Here is a 21,129-nt window from a genome sequence, read left to right as displayed (position 1 = left end):
AGTTTTAAAGTATAAAAGTCGATAGTTAAAAGTTTGTGGAAAAAAGATTAAAGATTTCTTTTGGTATTACTTTATTGCTTTATGCGGTTGGCATCGTTGGTTTGCTCTCTCCATACAAAAGCCTATTTCAGCAAGCAACGCCCATTACACTTTTAGTAAGCGCCTTTTTGTTGGCATGGAACCACTCGGAGCGGACATCGTCTTTTTATCTTTTTGCGATTATTGCTTTTGCGGTTGGTTTTGGTGTAGAATATTTAGGCGTTAACCATCATTTGATTTTTGGCTACTATCAATACGGAAACACCCTTGGCATCAAACTTTATAATATCCCGTTGATGATTGGCGTCAACTGGTTTATCACCATTTATTCCATCGCTACTGTTTTTACTGGTCGGGTTTCGGCAACTCGATTTGTTTTTGCTTGCGCCATGACGGCTGTGTTTTTAGATTGGCTGATGGAGCCCGTAGCCATTCACTATGATTTTTGGAGCTGGCAAGGTGGACAAGTGCCGCTGAGTAATTACATCGGTTGGTTTGTAGTGTCGGCTATCTTGTTTACCCTTTTCAACCGATTAAATGTGGCGAAGCCTAACCGATTTGCTTTGCCGTTTTTAATAATTGAGTCGGTTTTCTTTTTGGTGCTAAATGCAACTTCTAGGTTTTAGATTCTATAAAAAAATTACCACAGATTAAATCAATTCTGCCATTAATAAATCTGTAGCTTAAGTTTTAAAACTTATCTGGTATTTGAACAATCCGCACCACTATTTCGTGTGGGTCGCCATCTTTGTCGAGTAGGTTAAACTTCACCATGGGGTTATCGCGCTTGATGTTGCTCTCTACATGTATGATTTGGTTGCCTTGCAAATGTTTTTCCAACTCCTTTTGCAAAATGAATAAGGCATTAGCAAAATCAATCTCTAGCGGGCTGGGGTTATAGGAGGAGGTCTTCATAGGGTTTCGGGTATTAGTCTGTGAAGATATTAATTTAAAGTTTCATTTGACAATTTTCATTGTGAGTATTTCCGGCCAGGGATGGAAGTGGATACCCAGCAGCGGGCAATGAGCGGTGGGGCAAGGAGTAGAGGCAGCCCGGTGCGAGTTTGACAGTCGGAGCGTTTTCGCGGAGGTGGCAACCGAAGCAGGACGCCAAAAAAGTAGGCAATCGGCTGTCGGCAATGGGCAAAGTTCAACCATAACCATTACTTTTGCGGTTCTAATATCTTGAATTTTTTGACAGCAATGGCCGATTATAGCAAAGAAGAGATTAAGCGCATTGAGGATAAGTGGCGCAAAGCGTGGGAAGAGAAGAGTGTGTACCGTGTAAGTAACGATTCTTCTAAGCCCAAGTATTATGTGTTGGATATGTTTCCCTACCCATCGGGTGCGGGGCTGCATGTGGGGCATCCGCTGGGCTACATTGCCAGCGATATTGTGGCGCGCTTCAAACGCATCAAAGGTTTTAATGTGTTGCATCCCATGGGCTTTGACGCATTTGGGTTACCGGCCGAACAATATGCCATTGAACATGGCGTGCACCCTGCCAAAAGCACGCAAGACAATATTCAAAACTTTAAAAGACAACTTGGTCAAATTGGTTTTAGTTATGATTGGAGTCGTGAGGTGCAGACCTGTGATCCGGAATACTACCGATGGACGCAATGGATTTTCTTAGAGATTTTCGATAGCTGGTTCAACAGAGCCAAACAGAAGGCGGAGCGAATCAGCGAGTTGGTGAAGATTTTTGAGAAGGAGGGAAACGCCAGCCACGCTGTTCCGAATGCAAAATTCAAAATCCAGAATTTTTCAGCTTCCGAGTGGAAAGGTTACGCTGAAAAGCAACAGCAAGAAATTTTGATGGAGTATCGCTTGGCGTACTTGGCCTACACGGATGTGAATTGGTGCGAGGCGTTGGGCACGGTGCTGGCCAACGATGAAGTGATTAATGGTGTGAGTTATCGTGGGGGCTTCCCTGTGGTGAAGCGCCAAATGCGCCAATGGAGTTTGCGCATAACCGAGTATGCCGACCGATTATTGAAAGGCTTAGAAGAAATTGACTTTAGCGAAAGCATGAAGGAAATTCAGCGTAACTGGATTGGGAAGAGTGTGGGAGCGGAGTTAAAGTTTGACCTCTCCCCCGGCCCCTCTCCACAGGAGAGGGGTGACACACCGAATGAAGTTGTCGATAACTCTAAGCAAGAAGTGCATGCGCAAGATTTTATTTTCACTTCAGATGCTAAAACTTGGAATGCGATAAAGGAATATGCGAGAGAAAACAGGAAAGAGCCAACGGAGGCCGAAGACAAATTTTGGCAGGCAGTTCGCAATAATGGTCTTGGTGTAAAATTCAGAAGGCAACATGCGATTGGTAGTTTCATCGTTGACTTTGTCTGCATTGATAAGAAATTGGTCGTTGAGTTGGATGGCCCTATACACAATAAGCAAAAACGTGAGGACGAAGAGAGAACAAAATTTATTGAAGGAGAAGGTTTTCGAGTGATTCGTTTCGCCAATGAGCAAGTTCTAAATTCGCTTTCAGAAGTTTTGCAAAGAGTTAAATCAGAACTCACCTCCCCCTCTCCTGTGGAGAGGGGGTCGGGGGGTGAGGTCTTAAAATCGAAGCAATCCCCTCTCAATAATTCATTAAGTAAGTTCATCAAAGTTTTCACCACTCGCCCCGATACCATTTTTGGGGTTGACTTCATGGTGCTGGCACCTGAACATCACTTGGTGAAGCAGATTACTACCGGAGAGCAGCGCGAAGAAATTGAAAAATATTTGAAGTATGTGGAGAGTCGCTCGGAAGTAGAGCGGATGGCCGAAGTGAAGAAGATTACGGGAGCATTCACGGGGGCGTATGCTGTCAATCCCTTTGATGGAAAACAAATTCCTGTTTGGATTAGCGAGTACGTGTTGGCCGGCTATGGCACAGGCGCGATTATGGCTGTGCCGTGTGGTGATGAACGCGACCACAAGTTTGCCAAGCATTTTAATATCCCTATTACCAATATTATTGGTGTCCACTACAATGGCAACGAGGCGAATCCAACCAAAGAAGCTGTTCTGGAAAACTCGGGCTTCTTGAATGGCATGGTGATGCGCAATGCCATTGATGTGTCGATTGCCGAAATTGAAAAGCGCGGCATTGGCAAGCGACAGGTCAATTACAAAATGCGCGATGCGGGCTGGAGCCGACAGCGCTATTGGGGCGAACCGTTTCCGGTAGTGTTCAAGGACGATATGCCGTATGCAATGAATGAAAGTGAATTGCCATTAGAACTTCCTGCTTCCAATAATTTTAAGCCCTCAGGCAAAGGAGAAGGGCCGTTGGCAAACCTTACTGACTGGATCAATTTTGCGCCCAACCAAAAGCGCGACAGCAACACCATGCCCACGCACGCGGGGGCAGCTTGGTACTTTTTGCGCTACATGGACCCACACAACAAAAATGCTTTTGCAGATAAGAAGGCGTTGGATTATTGGAACCAAGTGGATGTTTACATCGGTGGCTCTGAACATGCCGTGGCACATTTGCTTTATGCCAGACTTTGGACAAAAGTGCTGCACGACTTAGGCTACTTAAATTTTGATGAACCGTTTAAGAAGTTGATTAATCAGGGGAAGATCACGGGGGATTCGAGATTTGCTTATAGACTTTCATATTCTCTTACTGGTTTTACGAATGATCAGCTACCTCAGCTTTTTGTTTCAAAAGGTATTCGAGATAGAATGTTAAATGGAGAGTCATTTCGAATGATATCCGAGGAGATATTGAAGTTTTTGAATATTGGTGGCGATTTCGAAGGAGTTATCACAGCAAGACCCGATTCATTGAGAGAAGGACTACATGTGGATATTTCTTTAGTTGATGGATTCGAATTAGATGTTTCAAGATTCAGAAATTGGAAGGTTGATTTCAGCGAAGCGAAGTTTTTGTTTGAGGATACAGACAGCAATCCAACATTTGATTCTAGCTTTGGAAAATACATCTGTGGCTCTGCAATCGAAAAAATGAGCAAGTCGTACTACAACGTAGTCAACCCAGATGAAATCATCAACAACTACGGAGCGGATACTCTTCGAATGTATGAAATGTTCTTGGGGCCTCTGGAAGCATCGAAGCCGTGGAGCACACAAGGCATTGATGGCGTGTTTAAGTTTTTGCGCAGGGTTTGGAACCTGTTCCATGATGCCCAAGGCAATTTCCATGTATCGGATGCAGAACCAACCCGAGAAGAGTTTAAAGTATTGCATAAGCTCATCAAAAAAGTAGAACTTGATATTGAAAACTATTCATTCAATACTTCGGTGAGCGAGTTTATGATTTGTGCCAACGAATTGAGTTCGATGAAGTGCAACAAGCGCGCTATTTTAGAACCGCTCGCCATTGTGCTTTCGCCTTTTGCTCCGCACATTACCGAGGAGTTGTGGGAGAAGTTAGGCCACCAAGATTCTATTTTGAACGCCACTTACCCCATTTTTAAAGAAGAATACTTGAAAGAAAATTCTTTTGAGTACCCGATTTCCATCAATGGAAAAGTGCGCGCAAAAATGAACTTTGCGTTGGATATGCCGAAAGAGGATATCGAGAAATTAGTGTTGGCTTCGGAGACCGTGCAAAAATGGACGGAAGGACAACCGCCAAAGAAAGTAATTGTGGTGCAAGGAAGAATTGTAAATGTGGTGATGTAAATTCATTTCCTCATGCCACACGCGACAGGCCACAAGCTTGTGGCGTGTGCCTTGAAACCTAAGGCCTTTTATATAGACATGGACAATCTGAAACCAATTCTTACGGCCTTTGGTGTAAATGAAGATGCTATTGTAAATAAAATCAGTGGAGGACTCATCAATGCTACTTGGAAAGTAACGGATAGTGAAAGAGAATTCATTCTACAAAAAATTAACACCCAAGTATTTAAGAGCCCCGAGGCTATTGCAGAAAACCATTGCCAACTTTCAAAATATTTAAAGCACTATCAGCCCGATTATCCTTTTGTTTCGGAAATACCCACGGTAGTTGGAGACACTCTTTTTAAAAATAAAGAAGGCTGTTTTCGGCTTTTGCCTTTCGTTAAAGATTCGCACACTATTTTGGTGGTGCAAAATCCCTCACAAGCCTACGAGGCGGCCTATCAGTTTGGGTTGTTCACCAAAATGTTTGAGGAGTTTAACACACGCGCATTAAAAACAACCATTCCTGATTTTCATGATCTGGCGTTGCGCTATCAGCAATTTGAGGAGAGCATTCGCTTCGGCAGTCAAGAGCGAGTAGGGGAGTGCCAGCAAGTGATTCAACAGCTAAAGTCATTCTCATATTTAGTCGCGGAATACAAAGAATTTACAAATCATCCACAATCTAAACTTCGGGTCACCCATCACGATACCAAAATCAGCAATGTACTGTTTAACCAACAAGATAAAGGCATTTGCGTAATTGACTTGGATACAGTGATGTCCGGCTATTTTTTTAGCGATGTAGGCGATATGATGCGCACCTATCTTTCGCCTGCGAACGAAGAAGAACTGGACTTTACTAATATAATTGTTCGAGAGGAATTCTTTAAAGCAATTGCTTCTGGTTATTTGGCGGCCATGGGAAGCGAGCTAACCGCGCACGAGCGGAATTCGTTATGCAAAGCTGGTTATTGGATCACCTATATGCAGGCGTTACGGTTTCTTACCGATTACTTTAGCAATGATCAATACTATGGTGCAGCCTATCCAGACCATAATCTTAATCGAGCAAAAAATCAATTTATACTACTCCAAAGTATGACGGACAAAGACGACCTATTAAAATCCATACTTCATTCAATAGAATGAGTTTTTAATTTCACCTAAACTCATTAATTTTAACCACCTCAACTGATTCCGTATGAACTTTAAAGAATTACTCGGGCTTGTTTCTCAAGGAAAGGCCACCGCCAAAAGCCACATGAAGAACCTGATTGAAATGGCTGCTGTAGATGGCAATTTTGATTCAGTAGAATACGATCTCTTAAAGTCGATTGCCAAACGCAATAATATTTCCGAATCACAACTAAATGAAATAAAGCAGAATCCAGACCGTGTGGTATTTGATGTGCCCAAAGACCCAACAGAAAAATTTCATCAACTATACGACCTCGTGCACATGATGAGCATTGATAAAGATATTCATGCTGAAGAACAAAGGCTATCGCAGATTTTTGCTGTAAAATTTGGCTACAACCGCGAGTATATTAAAGAGTTAATCGAAACCATTCAGGGAAATATTGAGAATGGCCAAAGCCACGTTGAAGCAATGAAGCGGGCGGCTCGGTTGATTGCCTAAGTCCGAACGTAAACTTGGAGCAATCACATAATCATATCATACCTTATTATAAAGTAACCGTACGAAAATCCGATAGGCGTACTGCGTATGGTGAACTTTCCAAATTATTGATTATCTTTTTGAAGACCTTCATCAAGCGCAATGGGAAAGTTGAAACGACCAAAGATGCCAAAGCATCTACATTTTGGCCGTTGACAGTAATCGCAACAAAACTCAAAGCAACTGCAAACAGTAGCCTCCTGTAGCCTCATTCGATAGGGATTTAGTAGCAAAAAAATCCTAAAAAATCAGGTTTTTAGAACTTTTCAAATAACAAAGCATAAAAGAATTACTGATAGGAAGGTGAGCTTAATCCGTTTGGTTTTGACTTATTTTGCGAGAACATTATCTCTAATCTATCAAAATGTTAACTAAATACCTATCAGGCAATTGGAACCGAAACATCTATTGGGCATTGGTGCGAAGTTTGGTGGTGGTGATGGTATTGTATTCCGTAAGCAGAATTGGGTTTTATCTTTTTAACACTTCCTTTTTCCCCAATTTAACCTTCCAGCGCTTTGTCATCATCATGGGCGGTGGGCTTAGGTTTGACCTTTCCGCAACGCTGTATTCCAATTCACTTTTCATTTTATTGATGATTTTGCCTTTCACTTTCCGATTTAGGAATGGGTACAAAAGCATGGTGAAATGGATCTTTATCATCACCAATTCAATTGCTTTTGCCGCCAACACGGCTGATTTCATTTATTATCGATTTACGCTGCGCAGAACAACACTCAGTTTTTTAAATCAGTTTGAAAACGAAACTAACTTAGGGAAATTGTTATTTCAATTTGTGTTTGACTACTGGTACGCAACTTTATTTTTTGTTTTTTTGGTAACGCTATTGGTGATTGCTTTTAATCGAATCAGCTACGATGGCCCTCAGCAGCCAAACAAATGGAAATTTTACGGTTACGGAGTAGTTGCCTTTGCCCTTTGTATTGGACTATTTATTGGTGGTGCGCGTGGAGGCTTTCGCGAAAGCACCCGTCCGATCACGCTAAGCAACGCAGCCTCGTACGTCAAAGAACCCCGCGAAATAAATTTGGTGCTCAATACCCCCTTTGCGTTGATGCGCACGGCCAAAGCAAATGTGATTTCTAAAGTGAATTATTTTTCTTCTGAGGAAGAACTTAACAAAGTATTCAATCCGGTCAAGATTCCACGCGATACACTTCCTTTTCGAAGGAAAAATGTAGTGGTGCTAATTTTGGAAAGTTTCTCCAAAGAATTTATTGGAGCGTACAACAAAGAATTAGAAGGAGGAAAGTACAAAGGATATGCACCATTTTTAGATTCGCTCATTGGTGTGAGCCATGCATTTCAATATTCCATGGCCAATGGAAGAAAATCGATTGACGCCATGCCCTCTGTTATTTGCAGCATTCCCTCTATTGAAGTGCCCTATGTACTTTCGCATTATTCGGGAAATAAGATCAACAGTCTGCCATCGCTGCTGCGCAACAAAGGATATTACAGTGCCTTCTTTCATGGGGCACCCAATGGCAGCATGGGCTTTGATGCCTTTGCAAACTTAAGTGGCTTTGATGGGTATTTTGGCAAAGATGAATATGAAGACACCTATCGCGCTACCGATGACTTTGACGGCATTTGGGGAATATGGGACGAAAAGTTTTTGCAATACTTTGCTACGAAGATGAATTCGTTTAAGCAGCCATTTTATACCACGGTATTTACAGTTTCTTCTCATCACCCTTACAATTTGCCCAGCGAATATGAAAATGTTTTTAAGGGCGGTCCCAAGCTCGTTCACCGCACCATCCAGTATACCGACATGGCATTGCGAAAGTTTTTTGCAAAGGCCTCCAAAATGCCTTGGTTCAACAATACTCTTTTTGTTCTAACGGCCGATCACGCTTCTGCCGAAATTCAGTTTCAAGAATACAATTCACCGAGTGGTTATTTTGCTGTACCCATTATTTTTTATGAGCCAGGAAGTAGCCCATTGCCAATGAAAAACGAAATCGTTCAGCAAGCTGATATTTTGCCAACGGTGTTGGGTAATTTACATTTTAATGAACCCTATTTTTCGTTTGGGCGTAATGTATTTGGTGACGAAGAGCCCTTTGTCTTCAATTACCTCAATAATACCTACCAAGCTTTTATGGGCGATTACTTCTTACAGTTTGATGGCACGAAGTCAATCGGACTTTACAATTTTAAAACAGACAAAACCATCAGCAATAACTTACTTGATTCCCGTCCAGAAGTAGTCGGCAAAATGGAACTTCGCCTGAAGGCGTTTATTCAGCAATACAATAATCGAATGGTGGATGATAAGCTGACGGTTGAAGGTTTTCAGTGAGTGGTAGTTGGTAAGAGGTGATTGGTCAGTGTTCGGTAGTCGGTCTCCTAACTCCTACATTCTTTTTCTTATGCCAAATTATGATACACGTTCTGCACGTCATCATCTTCTTCCAGGGCGGCAATGCATTTTAAAACATCATCTTGTTGGGCTTCATTCAGTTCTTTGGTAGTGGTTGGTATGTATTGAAGTTCAGAGCTTTTTGCTTCCAATTTTTTAGACTCCAAAAATTTTACCATGTGACCAAATTCAGTAAACTTGGTGTAGATGATAGTTTCTTCTTCATCGCGTTGAATGTCTTCCGCGCCAGCATCAATCAAATCCAACTCCAGTTCATCTAAATTCAACTTACTTGGTTCGAATTTAAAAACGCCTTTATGCTCAAACATAAATGATACTGAACCCGAGTTGCCCATGCTTCCATCGTTCTTTGAAAAATGCAATCGAATATTGGCAACGGTGCGAGTGGGATTGTCAGTCGCACATTCTACAATCACAGGTATGCCATGTGGAGCATATCCTTCATAGATGATTTCTTGAAAATCTTTTTCGTCTTTTGAGGAAGCACGTTTGATGGCCGCATCTACACGGTCTTTAGGCATGTTTGCGCCTTTGGCATTGCGTATGGCCATGCGCAACTTCGGATTATTATCAGGATTAGGGCCATTGGCTTTTACGGCCATGGCGATGTCCTTTCCAATTCGTGTGAAAGCCTTGGCCATTTTGTCAAAGCGCGCGAACATGGTATGTTTTCTTTTTTCAAATACGCGTCCCATAAGTTCTGGTTAGTTTTAGCGGAGACAAAAATAAGAGTTGAAATGGATTTCCAAAATACTAAAGCTCAGTAGCACTAAACGTATCCCCTTCTTTTGTATCTCCAGCCAAATATCCTTTTTTGAACCAGCGCACGCGTTGCTCGGATGTGCCGTGCGTAAATGATTCTGTGTTTACCATGCCTTGAAATTGTTTCTGAAGACATGAAGAAGCACTTCCGCAACTGGATTGTGGTTTGCCCTCTGAAAATCGTAAGCTTCGGATCGCGGTAATCGCTTTTTAGTTGATGCCATACATCTTCTGTTGAAGCCAGTAGTACCGCAACAAAGATTATTAATTCCTCTTCTTCGGGTGTGCCCGTAACGGGTGCATAACGAGTTTGGTCGGTCGAAAATACCTCTGTTTGCTTTAACAGCGATAATGGGTTGGTGCCCGTAAGCCAACTGATCACTAATACTATGACGATTGTGCCGAGTCCATTCTTGGTCAATAGTCCTCTGGGAAAACCTCCAAAACCACGACCGCCTCCCCGTTGATCATATACGTTATCAATTTCTCTTCTTCCTTCCTATTTCATAATTAAAAGAATTTGGGAGATAGGATTTGGGAGATTGAATACAGAATACCACTTACTACTTACCAACCATACTTACCATATTTAAAAAGTAACATTCACCACTACCATCTCATTTCCCCGCTTCAACTTCACTGGCACAGTTTGTCCTTTTTCAAATTTACCCAAAGCGTCCATATAAGCTTGTATGTCTTTGATTTTAAAATCGCCAATTTGCATGATTAAATCTCCTGTTTGTATCCCGGCCTTTTGCGCTGGCTTGCCTTCACTTACACCATCTACTTTCAATCCTTCTTCGGATGAAGAATAGCTTGGCATCACCCCCATGGTAACTTTAAAAGAGCGTGAAGAGCTCATCGATTTATTTTTGGTAGGTAAGAAAGAAAGCTTGGGCTGCTTCTCCAATTTTTCAACTAACCGAATGATAACATTCAGCAATTCTTTTTCGCCCTCTGCATTAATCTTGTCCCAGTCGTCAGTCGGTTTGTGGTAATCGCTATGCGAACCTGTGAAGAAATGAAGTACCGGAATGTTTTTTAGATAAAATGAAGTATGGTCGGAGGGACCCATGCCCGATGAATCAGTTTTAATTTGGACTTTATCGTTTGATAAACTTTTTAACAAAGGCTCAAACGCAGCACTGGTGCCCGATCCGCTTACGGTTAGATTTTTAGAATCGGGATTTAAGCGTCCAACCATGTCTAAATTTATCATAAAGTTTGCCTTTCTTAAATCGATGGTTGGGTTTTCGGTAAAATACTTGGAGCCGTACAAACCCAACTCCTCACCACTAAAACATAGAAACAAAAAATTGTAAGCCTCTTTAATTCTATTTGTTTGAAAATGGCGAGCCAATTCCAAAACCCCTGCAACACCCGAAGCATTGTCATCTGCACCGTTATGGATTTTGTTTTGTGGGTTGGCGTCCAGCGAACCACTCTCCATACCCAACCCCAAGTGATCGTAGTGTGCACCAATGATAATGGTATTGACAGCTCGGTTATCGATGTAGCCAACTAAGTTGTAGCTCGTGCCTTCTTTACCTGTGCCGTGTGTGCCAGATTTGAAACTGAATTTTTGCGAATAGCTTTTTCCATCCCCTTTGGGAATCAATTTCATTTCTTTCCATTGCGATTGAATATAGGCCATCGCTAGTCTTTCGCCTGCCGTGCCAGTGCCTCTACCTTCCAGCGAGTCGTTGGCCAATACCCTAATGTGGGTAATGATATTTTTAGAAGAGGCTTGTGCGCAAAGTGTTACGCTGGCGGTCAATAGAAGTAGGGTAAGAATTAGGCTATTTTTCATGGAGTTAAGCATCCCGAAATTTACATCCTTAATCACTTTTTTACTGCTTGCGAATGGTTTATTTTTGAAAATAACTCTATACCGCTATGTCAGTACCCAAAATTGTGTTGCTTACCGATTTTACTCCTTTATCAAAAGTGGCCATCGAATACGCTATTCGATTGGGCACCACCGTAAAGGCCGAGTTTACCATATTGAATATCATCCGATTTGATGGAGTGCCCAAAGCTAATTTGCGCATGAAGCAAATAGAAAAAGCATTGGTTCAGGTTTCTGAAGAAGAAGGGGCGGCCTTGATTTCAGAACTCAAAAGCATAATAAAAGGCGACTATGCAATTGAATTTAAAGCCATTCGAGCGCATACCGTAGCCGATATGGTGAAACGATATACCGAAAAAAATAAAACCAATATTGTGGCCATGGGTTCGCGCGGTGCTTCGGCAATGAAGAAAGCCCGCTTGGGTGGCACTACCGTTTCGGTGATTGACGATAGCCCGGTGCCTGTGTTGGCTATTCCCGAATTTGCAAAATTTAAAAACTTAGAAAAGATCGTTTATGCTTCTGATTTGAAGGATACGCAAAAGGAGTTGGACATTGTTTTAGAGTTTGCCAAAATCTATGATTCACACGTACACATGATTCACGTGGTGGGCGCCATGGACAAGAGGGTAGAGGCCTCAAAATTATCTGTGGAGGCGATGATCAAAAAATCCAATTATGGTAAGATCGATTTCAAATTGATTTTGGAAGAAGATATTCCAACCGCTATCGATTCTTACATTAAAGAAACCAAGGCTGACTTGCTCACCACGTTCACGCATAAATTAAGTTTGGAAGAAAAACTTTTTGCTAAAAGCGTGACACGCACGCTAGCTTACCTGGGCACAATCCCGTTGTTGGCGATTAAGAGGAAGTAATTGGTTTGTCTTTTTTGGTTGGCACTGACAACTTGCTACAAAAAACTGGAAACTTTTCAATTTTTCTTGACAACAAAAAATCGATAGGTCGATAATCCAACAATCGCAACACAACACGCAATTACAAACAACTTCTCTGCATCAAACCAATCGATAGGCCGATCTTCAAGTTTGGGATCTGTGATAACGCTGTGAAGAACAAGTGGGATGACAGCGAAGTAGCTCAAGAAATGGAGCGTGCGCCACATTTTAGATTTTATTTTGTCTTTGTAGTACGAACTGATCACTACCACACCAATCAAATAGAAAGCAACAGAGCCAAAGGTGTTTGCCAACGGTTGGTGTTTGGTCCAAGCGGGCAACAATAAATCTCCCCATGTAAAGCCTGATTTGGGGTCGAGGGGAATCAACACAATGTGCAACAAAATCGCGATGGCGGCCGAATAGCCCGTGAACTTATGGAGTTGTAAAAAAGAAATCCCGTAAGGCAGTTTAAATTCTTGCTTCGACCAAATAAAAATCCCTACAAAAAAGTTAGCTGCCAGCGCAGCCAATGCAATCATTCCAATAATGCCTGAAAGTTCAATGGTTTCCATATTGTCAGAACTTTGATGGTAATTCGAATTAATATTTGCGAGGGTTGTTAAAGTCTACGCACTAATTAGTTTGTGATTTATTTGATTCTTATGATTTCTTCTGGGCACAATAACCAATCAATTACATCATAGAAATCATTGAATCAAAGTCAAAACTCCGCACTCTTCGGGAACCTTGGGAAGGGAATCACATCGCGGATGTTGGTCATGCCGGTTACAAACAAAATCAATCGCTCGAAGCCCAATCCAAAACCTGCGTGTGGTGCAGAACCAAACTTGCGCAACTCCAAATACCACCACAAATCTTTTTCGGGCAGATTCATTTCTTGCACACGTTTCAATAAGTTATCGTATCGCTCTTCGCGCTGCGAGCCGCCTATGATTTCTCCAATTCCAGGAAAGAGAACATCCATTGCGGCAACGGTTTTTCCATCATCGTTTTGGCGCATGTAAAAGGCTTTGATGTCTTTCGGATAGTTGTAGAGAATAACAGGCTTCTTAAAATGTTTCTCCACCAAGTAGCGCTCGTGCTCCGATTGCAAATCAACGCCCCATTGCTCCACCAGGTATTGAAACTTCTTTTTCTTGTTGGGGTTTGAGTTTTTTAGAATGTCGATGGCTTCGGTGTAGCTTAGCCGCTGGAAATCATTTTCGACCACAAACTTTAATCGGTCCAATAAACTCAATTCGTTGCGTTGCTCTTGCGGTTTGGTGGCGTCTTCTTCCAACGCACGTTTGTTTAAAAACTCTAAGTCATCCACGCAGTTGGTGAGTGCATAGCGAACCAAGTATTGCAATAGATCGGTGGCCAACTGCATGTTGTCTTGAATATCGTAAAAAGCCATCTCTGGCTCAATCATCCAAAACTCCGCCAAGTGGCGTGTAGTGTTAGAATTTTCGGCACGAAAGGTTGGCCCAAACGTGTAAATATCTCCCAACGCCAAGGCATAGGTTTCACCCTCCAATTGCCCGGAAACAGTCAAGTTCGTTTCCTTTCCAAAAAAATCTTCTTTGTGGTTGATGTGACCTTGCTCATTGCGAGGAGGGTTGTTGACATCAAGCGTGGTTACACGAAACATATCGCCAGCACCTTCGGCATCCGAGCCGGTGATAATAGGGGTATGGATATAAGTAAACCCACGGTCATTAAAGAATTGATGAATGGCAAACGCCATCGCATGGCGCACACGCATCACCGCACTGATGGTATTGGTGCGGCCTCGCAAGTGGGCAATTTCGCGCAGATATTCTAGACTTGGTTTATTTTTTAATTGCAAAGGATACTTTTCAGGATCGCTATCTCCTAAAATATCAAGTTGAGTAACTTTTACTTCTATAGCTTGACCTTTGCCTAATGAAGGAATCAATTCTCCAACGATGGAAATGCAAGCTCCTGAAGTTATTCTTTTTAAGTTTGATTCCTCAAGGCTATTCAATCCGACAACAGCTTGTAAATTATTGATAGTAGAACCATCATTTATGGAAATAAACTGATTGTTGCGAAAAGTGCGCACCCAACCCTGGGCTTTTACAATTTGGCCGCTGGGCAAGGCAGAAAGCAGTTCTTTTATCTTTGTTCGTTTCATCTTGGTCTTTAATCAGTTGAAATTAGTTAATAGTCAATAGTTCTTTAGTCATTGGTCAATTAACGCATTACCATCGCCTATTGACTGATCACAATGCCTGCAAATCTAAAATCTAAAATCCCAAATCTAAAATTTAAAATCTTTCTCTTTTTTCTGGCTGCGATTTTGCTTACGACTTCAATGATGTAAATTTGAGGGTCAAACCAATAGCATGCAGCGTCTCGGACTAAATCAGTCATTACAACAAAAACTATCTCCTCAGCAGATACAGTTTATTAAGCTATTGCAAGTGCCCACCGCTGAGCTAGAAGCACGAATTGAGGAAGAGTTGGAGTTAAACCCCGTATTGGAGCAGGGCGAAGAGGAGGAAGGGCCTGATGAAACACCCACTGAGGTAGAGCAAGAAGAGCCAACCACAGACGAACCCGAACCTGAGAAAGAAGACAAGAACGAAGAGCTTGATATTGATGATTATTTGCGTGACGATGACTATGCCAGTTATAAAACGCAAGTGGAACATGATGATGAGGAAGAGCGCGAAATGCCGATGGCCATGGGCACCTCATTGCACGAAACCTTGCTTACACAGCTCGGTTTTTTGGGATTGGATGAGCGGCAAACCATTATCGGCAAACAGTTGGTGGGCAGCATTGAAGGTGATGGCTACATCCGCAGAGAGTTAGAATCAATTGTAAATGACTTAGCCTTTTCTCAAGGCATTGAAACCACATTAGAGGAAGTAGAAGGGATTTTAAAAAAAATACAATCCTTTGATCCATCGGGTATTGCGGCTCGCAACTTGCAAGAGTGCTTGTTGCTTCAGTTGGAGCGGATGGACGATGGGCAAGATGTGGATGTAATAGTGGCCAAGCGTGTGTTAAGCGAATGCTACGAAGAGTTCACCAAAAAACATTATTCAAAAATTTTGAAGAAATTGGATTTGGATGATGAGGACTACATTAAAGATGCCATTGAATTGATTGTTCGGCTAAACCCCAAGCCAGGCGGAGAGATGACGTCCGGGATGGTGAAAAACCAATACGTTATTCCAGATTTTATTTTGGTGAACAACAACGGCAAACTCGAGCTTTCGCTAAACTCAAGAAATGCACCAGAGCTTCGCATCAGCCGCTCGTATTCGAATATGATGCAAGCCTATGAAAAGAGCGACAAGAAAGATCGCAAGCTCAAAGAAGCTGTATCCTTTGTGAAGCAGAAGTTAGATTCAGCCAAGTGGTTTATCGATGCTATCAAGCAACGCCAGCACACCTTGCTCCGAACCATGCGCGCCATCATTGATTTTCAATACGATTATTTTTTGGAAGGCGATGAAACGAAACTTAGGCCGATGATCCTGAAAGACATTGCGCAAATCATTGGCATGGATATCTCGACTGTGAGTCGTGTGGCCAGCAGCAAAACCGTGCAAACCGATTTCGGTATTTATCCGCTGAAATATTTTTTCTCAGAAGGCATTGCCACCGATTCGGGAGAAGAAGTAAGTAGCCGCGAGGTGAAACAGATTATCAAAGACTTGATTGAGAGTGAAGACAAAAGCAAACCTTTTCCAGATGATAAGCTAGAAGACTTGCTCAACGAGAAAGGGTACAACATTGCTAGGCGCACCGTGGCCAAATACCGCGAACAATTGAACATACCGGTGGCGAGACTTAGAAAAGAAATCTGATGGTGAAACGTGCAGCACAAGTTGTTTCAATCGTTTTTCATCCCTTATTGCTTTCAACTTATTTGGTTTTAGTGCTGGGATATTTTCTTCCGGGCATGTTAAAAATTGATCAACGAAAATTGACGTATGTAGCAGCATTTGTATTTGTGTTTACATTTCTCATGCCGGTTATTAATTTGATTATGCTTCGTTCGTTCAAAACCATTCGGTCGCTTACACTCGACTCGCGCGAAGAACGGTTGTTTCCATTTACACTGATCACCATTATTTATGGACTGGTCGCATTTCTTTTTTATTACAAGTTACCCTTCAGCAACGATTTCAATAAGTTGATGTTCATCATTTTCGTGTTGGTGTTGGCCTCGCTCATTTTTACTTTTTTTTCCAAGATCAGCATACACAGCATTGCCATGGCGGGTGGTGTAGGCATATTGTTGCCGCTAAACAAAGCACAGGATGAGCCCACGCTGTTACTACCTACCGTAGTTTTGATTGCGTTGGCCGGATTGGTTATGTCAGCCAGATTGGTTTTGGGTGCCCACACGTTGCGCGAAGTGCTGCATGGTGCATTGGTTGGTTTTGTGATTGGGTTTAGTGGTATTATGTTGCTTTTTTAAGTTGTTGTCTTACTAAATTTGATTGATATGGATTTCAAATTCATTACCTACCAAGTGGCAGATGGCGTGGCCACCATCACGCTTAACAGACCAGAAGTGTACAACGCATTGAATGACGGCATCACCTACGAGTTGCAAGATGCGTGGAAAGCAGTAGCCAAAGACGAGGCCGTGCGTGTAGTTGTGCTTACAGGCGCGGGTAAAGCTTTCTGCTCGGGGCAAGATTTAAAGGACAGTGCAAGCCAAGGCAAGCGATCTTTCTTGGATTCTTTGCATAGGCGCTATAACCCCATCATCACGGCCATGCGGCAATTGCCCAAGCCCATTGTGTGCCGATTGAATGGAGTAGCGGCCGGTGCAGGTTGCTCCATGGCATTGGCATGCGATGTTATCGTGGCAGCAGAAGAGTCAACGTTGATTGAAGTGTTCATCAATATCGGACTCGTGCCGGATTCTGGCTCTGCTTATTTTTTGCCTCGCTTGGTGGGTATGGCAAAATCTTTTGAATTGTGCAGCATGGGCAGCAAAGTGTTGGCTTCAGAAGCACTTAAAATTGGTTTGGTAAATAAAGTTGTTCCCATGGTAGAACTTGACAGCGCGGTAAAAAGTTATACAGATTATTACGCAAAAGCGCCTACCAAAGCCATTGGCTTGATTAAAAAGATGTTGAACAAATCGGGTACCTCAACATTGGAAGAAATGCTGGAATATGAGGCGTATTCGCAAGAGATTGCGGGCGACACACACGATCACAAAGAGGGTGTGCAAGCGTTTTTAGAAAAACGTAAGCCTGCTTTTCAAGGTAAATAAATCTAAACACCAATTACCTCAAAACCCACTGAGCGAAATACCAACGGTGGCTGTATTCATTTGAGATCCAGAAGGAGCTGTAGCGGCATCAAATACGGGTGTAATGTTGTAATTATAGAAAAGATTAAAATTACCAATGCCAACGCGACCATACAATCCATAACGGAACGTGTTCAACCCAAATTTTTGTTTTTCTTTTATCGTTTTCTCTTCTCCACCTTGGTCAAATACAACTTTGGTGTGTGAGTCGAACAATAACCCCACGCGTAAGCCTGCCGAAATATGAATACTTCGGGCCAAGTCTTCAGGCTTAGTATCAAAGCGTAATTCAACAGGCATAAAGTCGAAGTAATTCATGATCAACATACTTTTTGATGGACTTGAGTTGGGATAGATGTCAATTATCCTCTTCAAATCATATTGCCCATTTGGTTCAGGCACCGAGGGGAGCGTATAATTGTTTGAGAACTTGTAACGTTCAAGACTTAAGCCCAGTGCTGGGTTAAAACTGAATTTCGTTTTCCATAACCGAATCGGGTATTGATAATAAAGGTTAAGTGTGCGCGAACCCCACACCCCTTGATCAAAGTTAGCGGGAGTAGAGCCTTGTGCGGTGTTGAATCCAAATTCAATAATAAAAGAACCAGGAAGGTCGGGCCGCTTCGCTTTTTTTGTTTCCTGGCTAACTGCCGAAAGTGAAATTGACAAACAAACGAGAAATGCAAAGGCCTTTTGAATCATGGTTTTAAAATTTGAACGGCAAAAGTACATTTTTAGTGCTCATTGGCCAAAAACAGTATTTGGCCAAAGAAATTATTCTCTTAAATTTGCGGGCTGTTTCATCTTGAGCGCAAAAACGTTTGCTTCTTGGATGAAGGTTTTTGAATAAAAGTTTGATTTTTTTATTCCGAAACTGAAGTATAAGTACGATATGGGCCTGTAGCTTAACTGAATAGAGCATCTGACTACGGATCAGAAGGTTGGGGGTTTGAATCCCTCCAAGCCCACTTTAAAGTAGCTGGACAATAATTTTGATTGGCCGGAGTTAAATAAGTTTAGAATCATAAAACTTTCTGGTCATTTTTTTAGTCCAAAGAGCGTGAACAATTTTTCTTTTGGTATGAGTGGGGCAAAAAAATGGAAAATGGCTGCGTTCGTTGCTTCCATTACTTCTGTTACTTTTCTTCTTTCTTGCGAAGATACAGGCATTTTGAGGGCTGACAAATCTTTCATTCGTAGCAATCTCAAAACTGTATTTAGCGATACATTTTCTATTGTTAGTTCTACTGTTCAACTAGATTCTCTTCCTTCAACCAATTCGCCCATTTTGCTGGGATCTTACACCGATAATTTATTGGGCAGGGTTACAGCCTCCAACTATTTCCAAATTGGGCCGCAAAGGTCAGTACTGGTGGACACAACACGTATTCTTGATTCAGTGGCTCTCATTCTTCCTTACAGTAAGTATTGGTATGGCGATACAACAACCGTTGTGAATGTAAACGTTCACGAATTGACAAAGACACCTATCTTCAGGGTTCCTTATCGATACCCTACAGACGATAGGGTCTCTATGTTTTATAGCGAGAATTCTTTTTATAACTCTAACACTTCAGATTTCAACCCAATCCCAATCTTCTCAAAGCCTGTGCTTTTTAATCCGATCAGTAGAGATAACTTGCGATTGAAGTTCCCTACATCATTAGGGCAAAAGTGGTTTAGGTGGATTCAAAAAGATACACTTCAATATTTCTCATCAAATCTTAGTGGGTTCCAAACCAATCTATTCAAGGGCATTCATTTAGCCATCAACTCTGCGAATGCAAGCATTGTTGGGTTTAGATCGAACAGAGCAAGGGTGAAATTTTATTATCGTGCACTTAATCTTGCCGAAGCACGTTATGATACAGCATCTCTCGATTTTCCGCTTACAACCCTTGCCTTCAATAATATTGTTAACGACCGATCGGGTACTCAATTTGCAAACCTAGCACCTCGAAAAGAACTTCGTTCTAGTGAAACTGGCAACAATTCTTTCATTCAATCAGGCGGGGGCTTGGTTACAAAATTGGAGTTTCCTCGCTTAAAAGGTTTTTTACAAAACAAGAACATAATTTTGCTTGATGCAATTTTGGAATTGTATCCCAATCAAAGCGCTCTAGTTGATAATGTAAGGCCGCCCCGCACGCTGCAGTTTTATGCAACGGATGCATCTAACGTACCTATTTTTCAAATAGGAGGTAATTCCCCGATTTTGGCAAATATTAGCTATGATCGTGAATATCAGCGCGAAACGAAATATGTGTTTCCAATGACCAACTACATCAACAACGAATTGCTATCTACCAATGGTGAGCTATCTCCAGTACTGGTAGCGCCACCTACTGCCACTTTGGTTGGAGAAGTAAATAGGGTTGCCATCACTTCTAAACTAGGAAACCCCAACAGCACTAAACTTAAAATTTTCTATTCTTATGTTACGAATTAATACCTATATGAATAAGTTTTTTAATACCCTCGCATCAATTTTTGTTTTGAGTTGCATAACGCTCTATTTAGCATCCTGTGGCGGAAGCAGCAACACTACTACCACTGCCAAGCCTGGTTCTTGGGATAAGGTAGCTGACTTTAGTGGAAGTAAAAGAAGTGGCGCAGCTTCGTTTGTGATCAACGGAAAAGCTTATGTGGTAGGAGGTTTTGATGCGCTTAACACTCGTGTTGTAGATGTTTATCAATATGATCCCGTAAAAGATACTTGGGCAGAGCAAACAAAATTTCCCGGCATAGAACGATCAGGGGCGATTGGTTTTGCTATTGGCTCAAAAGGATATGTAGGTACTGGCTTGGCGGCAAACAATGTTTACTTAAAAGATTTTTGGGAGTTTGACCCTGCTGGAAATGGCGGCTTAGGTTCTTGGAAGCAAATACTTGATTTACCTGGAACCAAAGGGCGAAATGGTGCAGTTGCCTTCTCTGTGGCAAATAGAGGCTACGTTGGGGCAGGTTTTAATGGCTCTAATGAATTAAATGATGTGTACGAATATGTGCCTGGAAGCAACACATGGGTTGTACGCGCTGGCCTTTCAGGCAAGCGAGTAAATGGTGCAGCCTTTACAATTGATAATTTTGCTTATGTAGTATTCGGCACCAACAATCAACAACCCACCAGAACGGTTGAGCAGTATGATCCAGTGAATGATGTGTGGACTCAAAAGCAACAATTGACTAAGAAAGATAAAAATGGTAATACTATTGCCCAACCCGATCCACGCGATTTTGCAAGTACATTTACTATTGGATCTCTCGGGTTTATTTCAAGTGGATCATTCAATTTAACTCCTTTAAGTGATACGTGGGGATATGATCCTGCTACTGATACTTGGACACAGTATTACTCTTACACTTCACCCACAGTAATAAGGGGTAGCGCACGCGATGCGGCTGTTGGTTTTGGTATAGGAAATGTTGGTTACATTACAACTGGCCGCTCGGGTGGTTTCAGGTTTGACGATACTTGGAAGTTTGATCCGGCCGGAGCGAACAACAACTAGATATAGGGAATATAAATTTTACTTTCTG

18 protein-coding genes, 1 tRNA gene and 1 pseudogene are annotated in these 21,129 nt (G+C 42.0%); 13 read left to right on the top strand and 7 right to left on the bottom strand.

The window, feature by feature from the left end; translation table 11 throughout:
• Positions 1-35: 35 nt before the first annotated feature.
• The gene (locus tag KA713_08360) at positions 36-665 is read left to right on the top strand and encodes a carotenoid biosynthesis protein (protein UXE68569.1); all 630 of its coding nucleotides are present in this window, start codon (positions 36-38) and stop codon (positions 663-665) included.
• 64 nt (positions 666-729) lie between these two features.
• Here the strand turns inward: KA713_08360 and KA713_08355 are convergent, their stop codons facing one another.
• Positions 730-954 (bottom strand): hypothetical protein, encoded by a 225-nt coding sequence (locus KA713_08355; GenBank protein UXE68568.1) that lies wholly within the window; start codon positions 952-954, stop codon positions 730-732.
• Between the two features lie 288 nt (positions 955-1,242).
• Here KA713_08355 and KA713_08350 point away from each other — a divergent pair, with 288 nt between their 5' ends.
• From KA713_08350 to KA713_08330, 5 genes are all read left to right on the top strand, one after another.
• The gene (locus tag KA713_08350; GenBank protein UXE68567.1) at positions 1,243-4,692 is read left to right on the top strand and encodes a leucine--tRNA ligase; all 3,450 of its coding nucleotides are present in this window, start codon (positions 1,243-1,245) and stop codon (positions 4,690-4,692) included.
• Positions 4,693-4,770: 78 nt separating this feature from the next.
• Positions 4,771-5,826 (top strand): aminoglycoside phosphotransferase family protein, encoded by a 1,056-nt coding sequence (locus KA713_08345; protein ID UXE68566.1) that lies wholly within the window; start codon positions 4,771-4,773, stop codon positions 5,824-5,826.
• A 52-nt stretch (positions 5,827-5,878) separates the two neighbouring features.
• On the top strand, positions 5,879-6,316 hold the full coding sequence (locus tag KA713_08340; protein ID UXE68565.1) for a hypothetical protein: 438 nt from the start codon (positions 5,879-5,881) through the stop codon (positions 6,314-6,316).
• Between the two features lie 14 nt (positions 6,317-6,330).
• A complete protein-coding gene (locus KA713_08335; GenBank protein ID UXE68564.1) occupies positions 6,331-6,561 on the top strand; it encodes a hypothetical protein in 231 nt (76 codons plus the stop codon).
• Between the two features lie 158 nt (positions 6,562-6,719).
• Positions 6,720-8,684: a sulfatase-like hydrolase/transferase gene (locus tag KA713_08330; GenBank protein ID UXE68563.1), complete on the top strand. Its 1,965-nt coding sequence runs from the start codon at positions 6,720-6,722 to the stop codon at positions 8,682-8,684.
• 68 nt (positions 8,685-8,752) lie between these two features.
• On the opposite strand, the gene KA713_08325 is transcribed toward KA713_08330, so the two are convergent.
• The 3 genes and pseudogenes from KA713_08325 to KA713_08315 form a co-directional block, all read right to left on the bottom strand.
• Positions 8,753-9,460 carry a YebC/PmpR family DNA-binding transcriptional regulator gene (locus tag KA713_08325; GenBank protein UXE68562.1) on the bottom strand — a complete coding sequence of 236 codons (708 nt, stop codon included), beginning with the start codon at positions 9,458-9,460 and terminating at the stop codon, positions 8,753-8,755.
• A gap of 58 nt (positions 9,461-9,518) precedes the next feature.
• Positions 9,519-10,035 (bottom strand): annotated as a pseudogene (locus tag KA713_08320) (neutral zinc metallopeptidase).
• Positions 10,036-10,116: 81 nt separating this feature from the next.
• A complete protein-coding gene (locus KA713_08315) occupies positions 10,117-11,337 on the bottom strand; it encodes a M20/M25/M40 family metallo-hydrolase (protein UXE68561.1) in 1,221 nt (406 codons plus the stop codon).
• An 86-nt stretch (positions 11,338-11,423) separates the two neighbouring features.
• On the opposite strand from KA713_08315, the gene KA713_08310 reads away from it, so the two are divergent.
• The gene (locus KA713_08310; GenBank protein UXE68560.1) at positions 11,424-12,254 is read left to right on the top strand and encodes a universal stress protein; all 831 of its coding nucleotides are present in this window, start codon (positions 11,424-11,426) and stop codon (positions 12,252-12,254) included.
• Between the two features lie 56 nt (positions 12,255-12,310).
• Here the strand turns inward: KA713_08310 and KA713_08305 are convergent, their stop codons facing one another.
• Both KA713_08305 and asnS read right to left on the bottom strand, forming a co-directional pair.
• Positions 12,311-12,850, bottom strand: coding sequence for a ferric reductase-like transmembrane domain-containing protein (locus KA713_08305; protein ID UXE68559.1), 540 nt, complete (start codon positions 12,848-12,850; stop codon positions 12,311-12,313).
• Between the two features lie 149 nt (positions 12,851-12,999).
• Entirely contained in the window at positions 13,000-14,436 is a 1,437-nt protein-coding gene (gene asnS, locus KA713_08300; GenBank protein ID UXE68558.1) for an asparagine--tRNA ligase, read from the bottom strand.
• Between the two features lie 211 nt (positions 14,437-14,647).
• On the opposite strand from asnS, the gene rpoN reads away from it, so the two are divergent.
• From rpoN to KA713_08285, 3 genes are read left to right on the top strand one after another with little or no spacing between them, the layout of a single operon-like run.
• On the top strand, positions 14,648-16,123 hold the full coding sequence (gene rpoN, locus KA713_08295; GenBank protein UXE68557.1) for an RNA polymerase factor sigma-54: 1,476 nt from the start codon (positions 14,648-14,650) through the stop codon (positions 16,121-16,123).
• Positions 16,123-16,740 carry a hypothetical protein gene (locus tag KA713_08290; GenBank protein ID UXE68556.1) on the top strand — a complete coding sequence of 206 codons (618 nt, stop codon included), beginning with the start codon at positions 16,123-16,125 and terminating at the stop codon, positions 16,738-16,740. The genes rpoN and KA713_08290 overlap by 1 nt, the downstream gene beginning before the upstream one ends.
• Before the next feature lie 27 nt (positions 16,741-16,767).
• Positions 16,768-17,550, top strand: a complete 783-nt coding sequence (locus tag KA713_08285; protein UXE68555.1) for an enoyl-CoA hydratase/isomerase family protein — start codon at positions 16,768-16,770, stop codon at positions 17,548-17,550.
• An 18-nt stretch (positions 17,551-17,568) separates the two neighbouring features.
• Here the strand turns inward: KA713_08285 and KA713_08280 are convergent, their stop codons facing one another.
• The gene (locus KA713_08280) at positions 17,569-18,291 is read right to left on the bottom strand and encodes a PorT family protein (protein ID UXE68554.1); all 723 of its coding nucleotides are present in this window, start codon (positions 18,289-18,291) and stop codon (positions 17,569-17,571) included.
• A 192-nt stretch (positions 18,292-18,483) separates the two neighbouring features.
• Between KA713_08280 and KA713_08275 the strand changes: the two genes are divergently transcribed.
• From KA713_08275 to KA713_08265, 3 genes are all read left to right on the top strand, one after another.
• Positions 18,484-18,557 (top strand) — tRNA-Arg (locus tag KA713_08275).
• 113 nt (positions 18,558-18,670) lie between these two features.
• The gene (locus KA713_08270; GenBank protein ID UXE68553.1) at positions 18,671-20,038 is read left to right on the top strand and encodes a DUF4270 family protein; all 1,368 of its coding nucleotides are present in this window, start codon (positions 18,671-18,673) and stop codon (positions 20,036-20,038) included.
• Between the two features lie 7 nt (positions 20,039-20,045).
• A complete protein-coding gene (locus KA713_08265) occupies positions 20,046-21,101 on the top strand; it encodes a galactose oxidase (GenBank protein ID UXE68552.1) in 1,056 nt (351 codons plus the stop codon).
• The last annotated feature ends 28 nt before the right edge of the window (positions 21,102-21,129 follow it).

This window comes from Chryseotalea sp. WA131a (assembly GCA_025370075.1).
Taxonomy (GTDB): Bacteria; Bacteroidota; Bacteroidia; order Cytophagales; family Cyclobacteriaceae; genus ELB16-189.
The sequence above is the reverse complement of the archived record's forward strand: the minus strand, read 5'-3'. Positions and strand labels throughout refer to the sequence as shown.

Bases quoted from the DNA above. Each gene is read 5' to 3' on its own strand.
- asnS (UXE68558.1), bottom strand. From the start codon at position 14,436: ATGAAACGAACAAAGATAAAAGAACTGCTTTCTGCCTTGCCCAGCGGC.
- KA713_08280 (UXE68554.1), bottom strand. From the start codon at position 18,291: ATGATTCAAAAGGCCTTTGCATTTCTCGTTTGTTTGTCAATTTCACTT.
- KA713_08315 (UXE68561.1), bottom strand. From the start codon at position 11,337: ATGAAAAATAGCCTAATTCTTACCCTACTTCTATTGACCGCCAGCGTA.
- KA713_08270 (UXE68553.1), top strand. From the start codon at position 18,671: ATGAGTGGGGCAAAAAAATGGAAAATGGCTGCGTTCGTTGCTTCCATT.
- KA713_08305 (UXE68559.1), bottom strand. From the start codon at position 12,850: ATGGAAACCATTGAACTTTCAGGCATTATTGGAATGATTGCATTGGCT.
- KA713_08265 (UXE68552.1), top strand. From the start codon at position 20,046: ATGAATAAGTTTTTTAATACCCTCGCATCAATTTTTGTTTTGAGTTGC.
- KA713_08355 (UXE68568.1), bottom strand. From the start codon at position 954: ATGAAGACCTCCTCCTATAACCCCAGCCCGCTAGAGATTGATTTTGCT.
- KA713_08350 (UXE68567.1), top strand. From the start codon at position 1,243: ATGGCCGATTATAGCAAAGAAGAGATTAAGCGCATTGAGGATAAGTGG.
- KA713_08290 (UXE68556.1), top strand. From the start codon at position 16,123: ATGGTGAAACGTGCAGCACAAGTTGTTTCAATCGTTTTTCATCCCTTA.
- KA713_08325 (UXE68562.1), bottom strand. From the start codon at position 9,460: ATGGGACGCGTATTTGAAAAAAGAAAACATACCATGTTCGCGCGCTTT.
- KA713_08345 (UXE68566.1), top strand. From the start codon at position 4,771: ATGGACAATCTGAAACCAATTCTTACGGCCTTTGGTGTAAATGAAGAT.
- KA713_08340 (UXE68565.1), top strand. From the start codon at position 5,879: ATGAACTTTAAAGAATTACTCGGGCTTGTTTCTCAAGGAAAGGCCACC.
- KA713_08285 (UXE68555.1), top strand. From the start codon at position 16,768: ATGGATTTCAAATTCATTACCTACCAAGTGGCAGATGGCGTGGCCACC.
- rpoN (UXE68557.1), top strand. From the start codon at position 14,648: ATGCAGCGTCTCGGACTAAATCAGTCATTACAACAAAAACTATCTCCT.
- KA713_08330 (UXE68563.1), top strand. From the start codon at position 6,720: ATGTTAACTAAATACCTATCAGGCAATTGGAACCGAAACATCTATTGG.
- KA713_08310 (UXE68560.1), top strand. From the start codon at position 11,424: ATGTCAGTACCCAAAATTGTGTTGCTTACCGATTTTACTCCTTTATCA.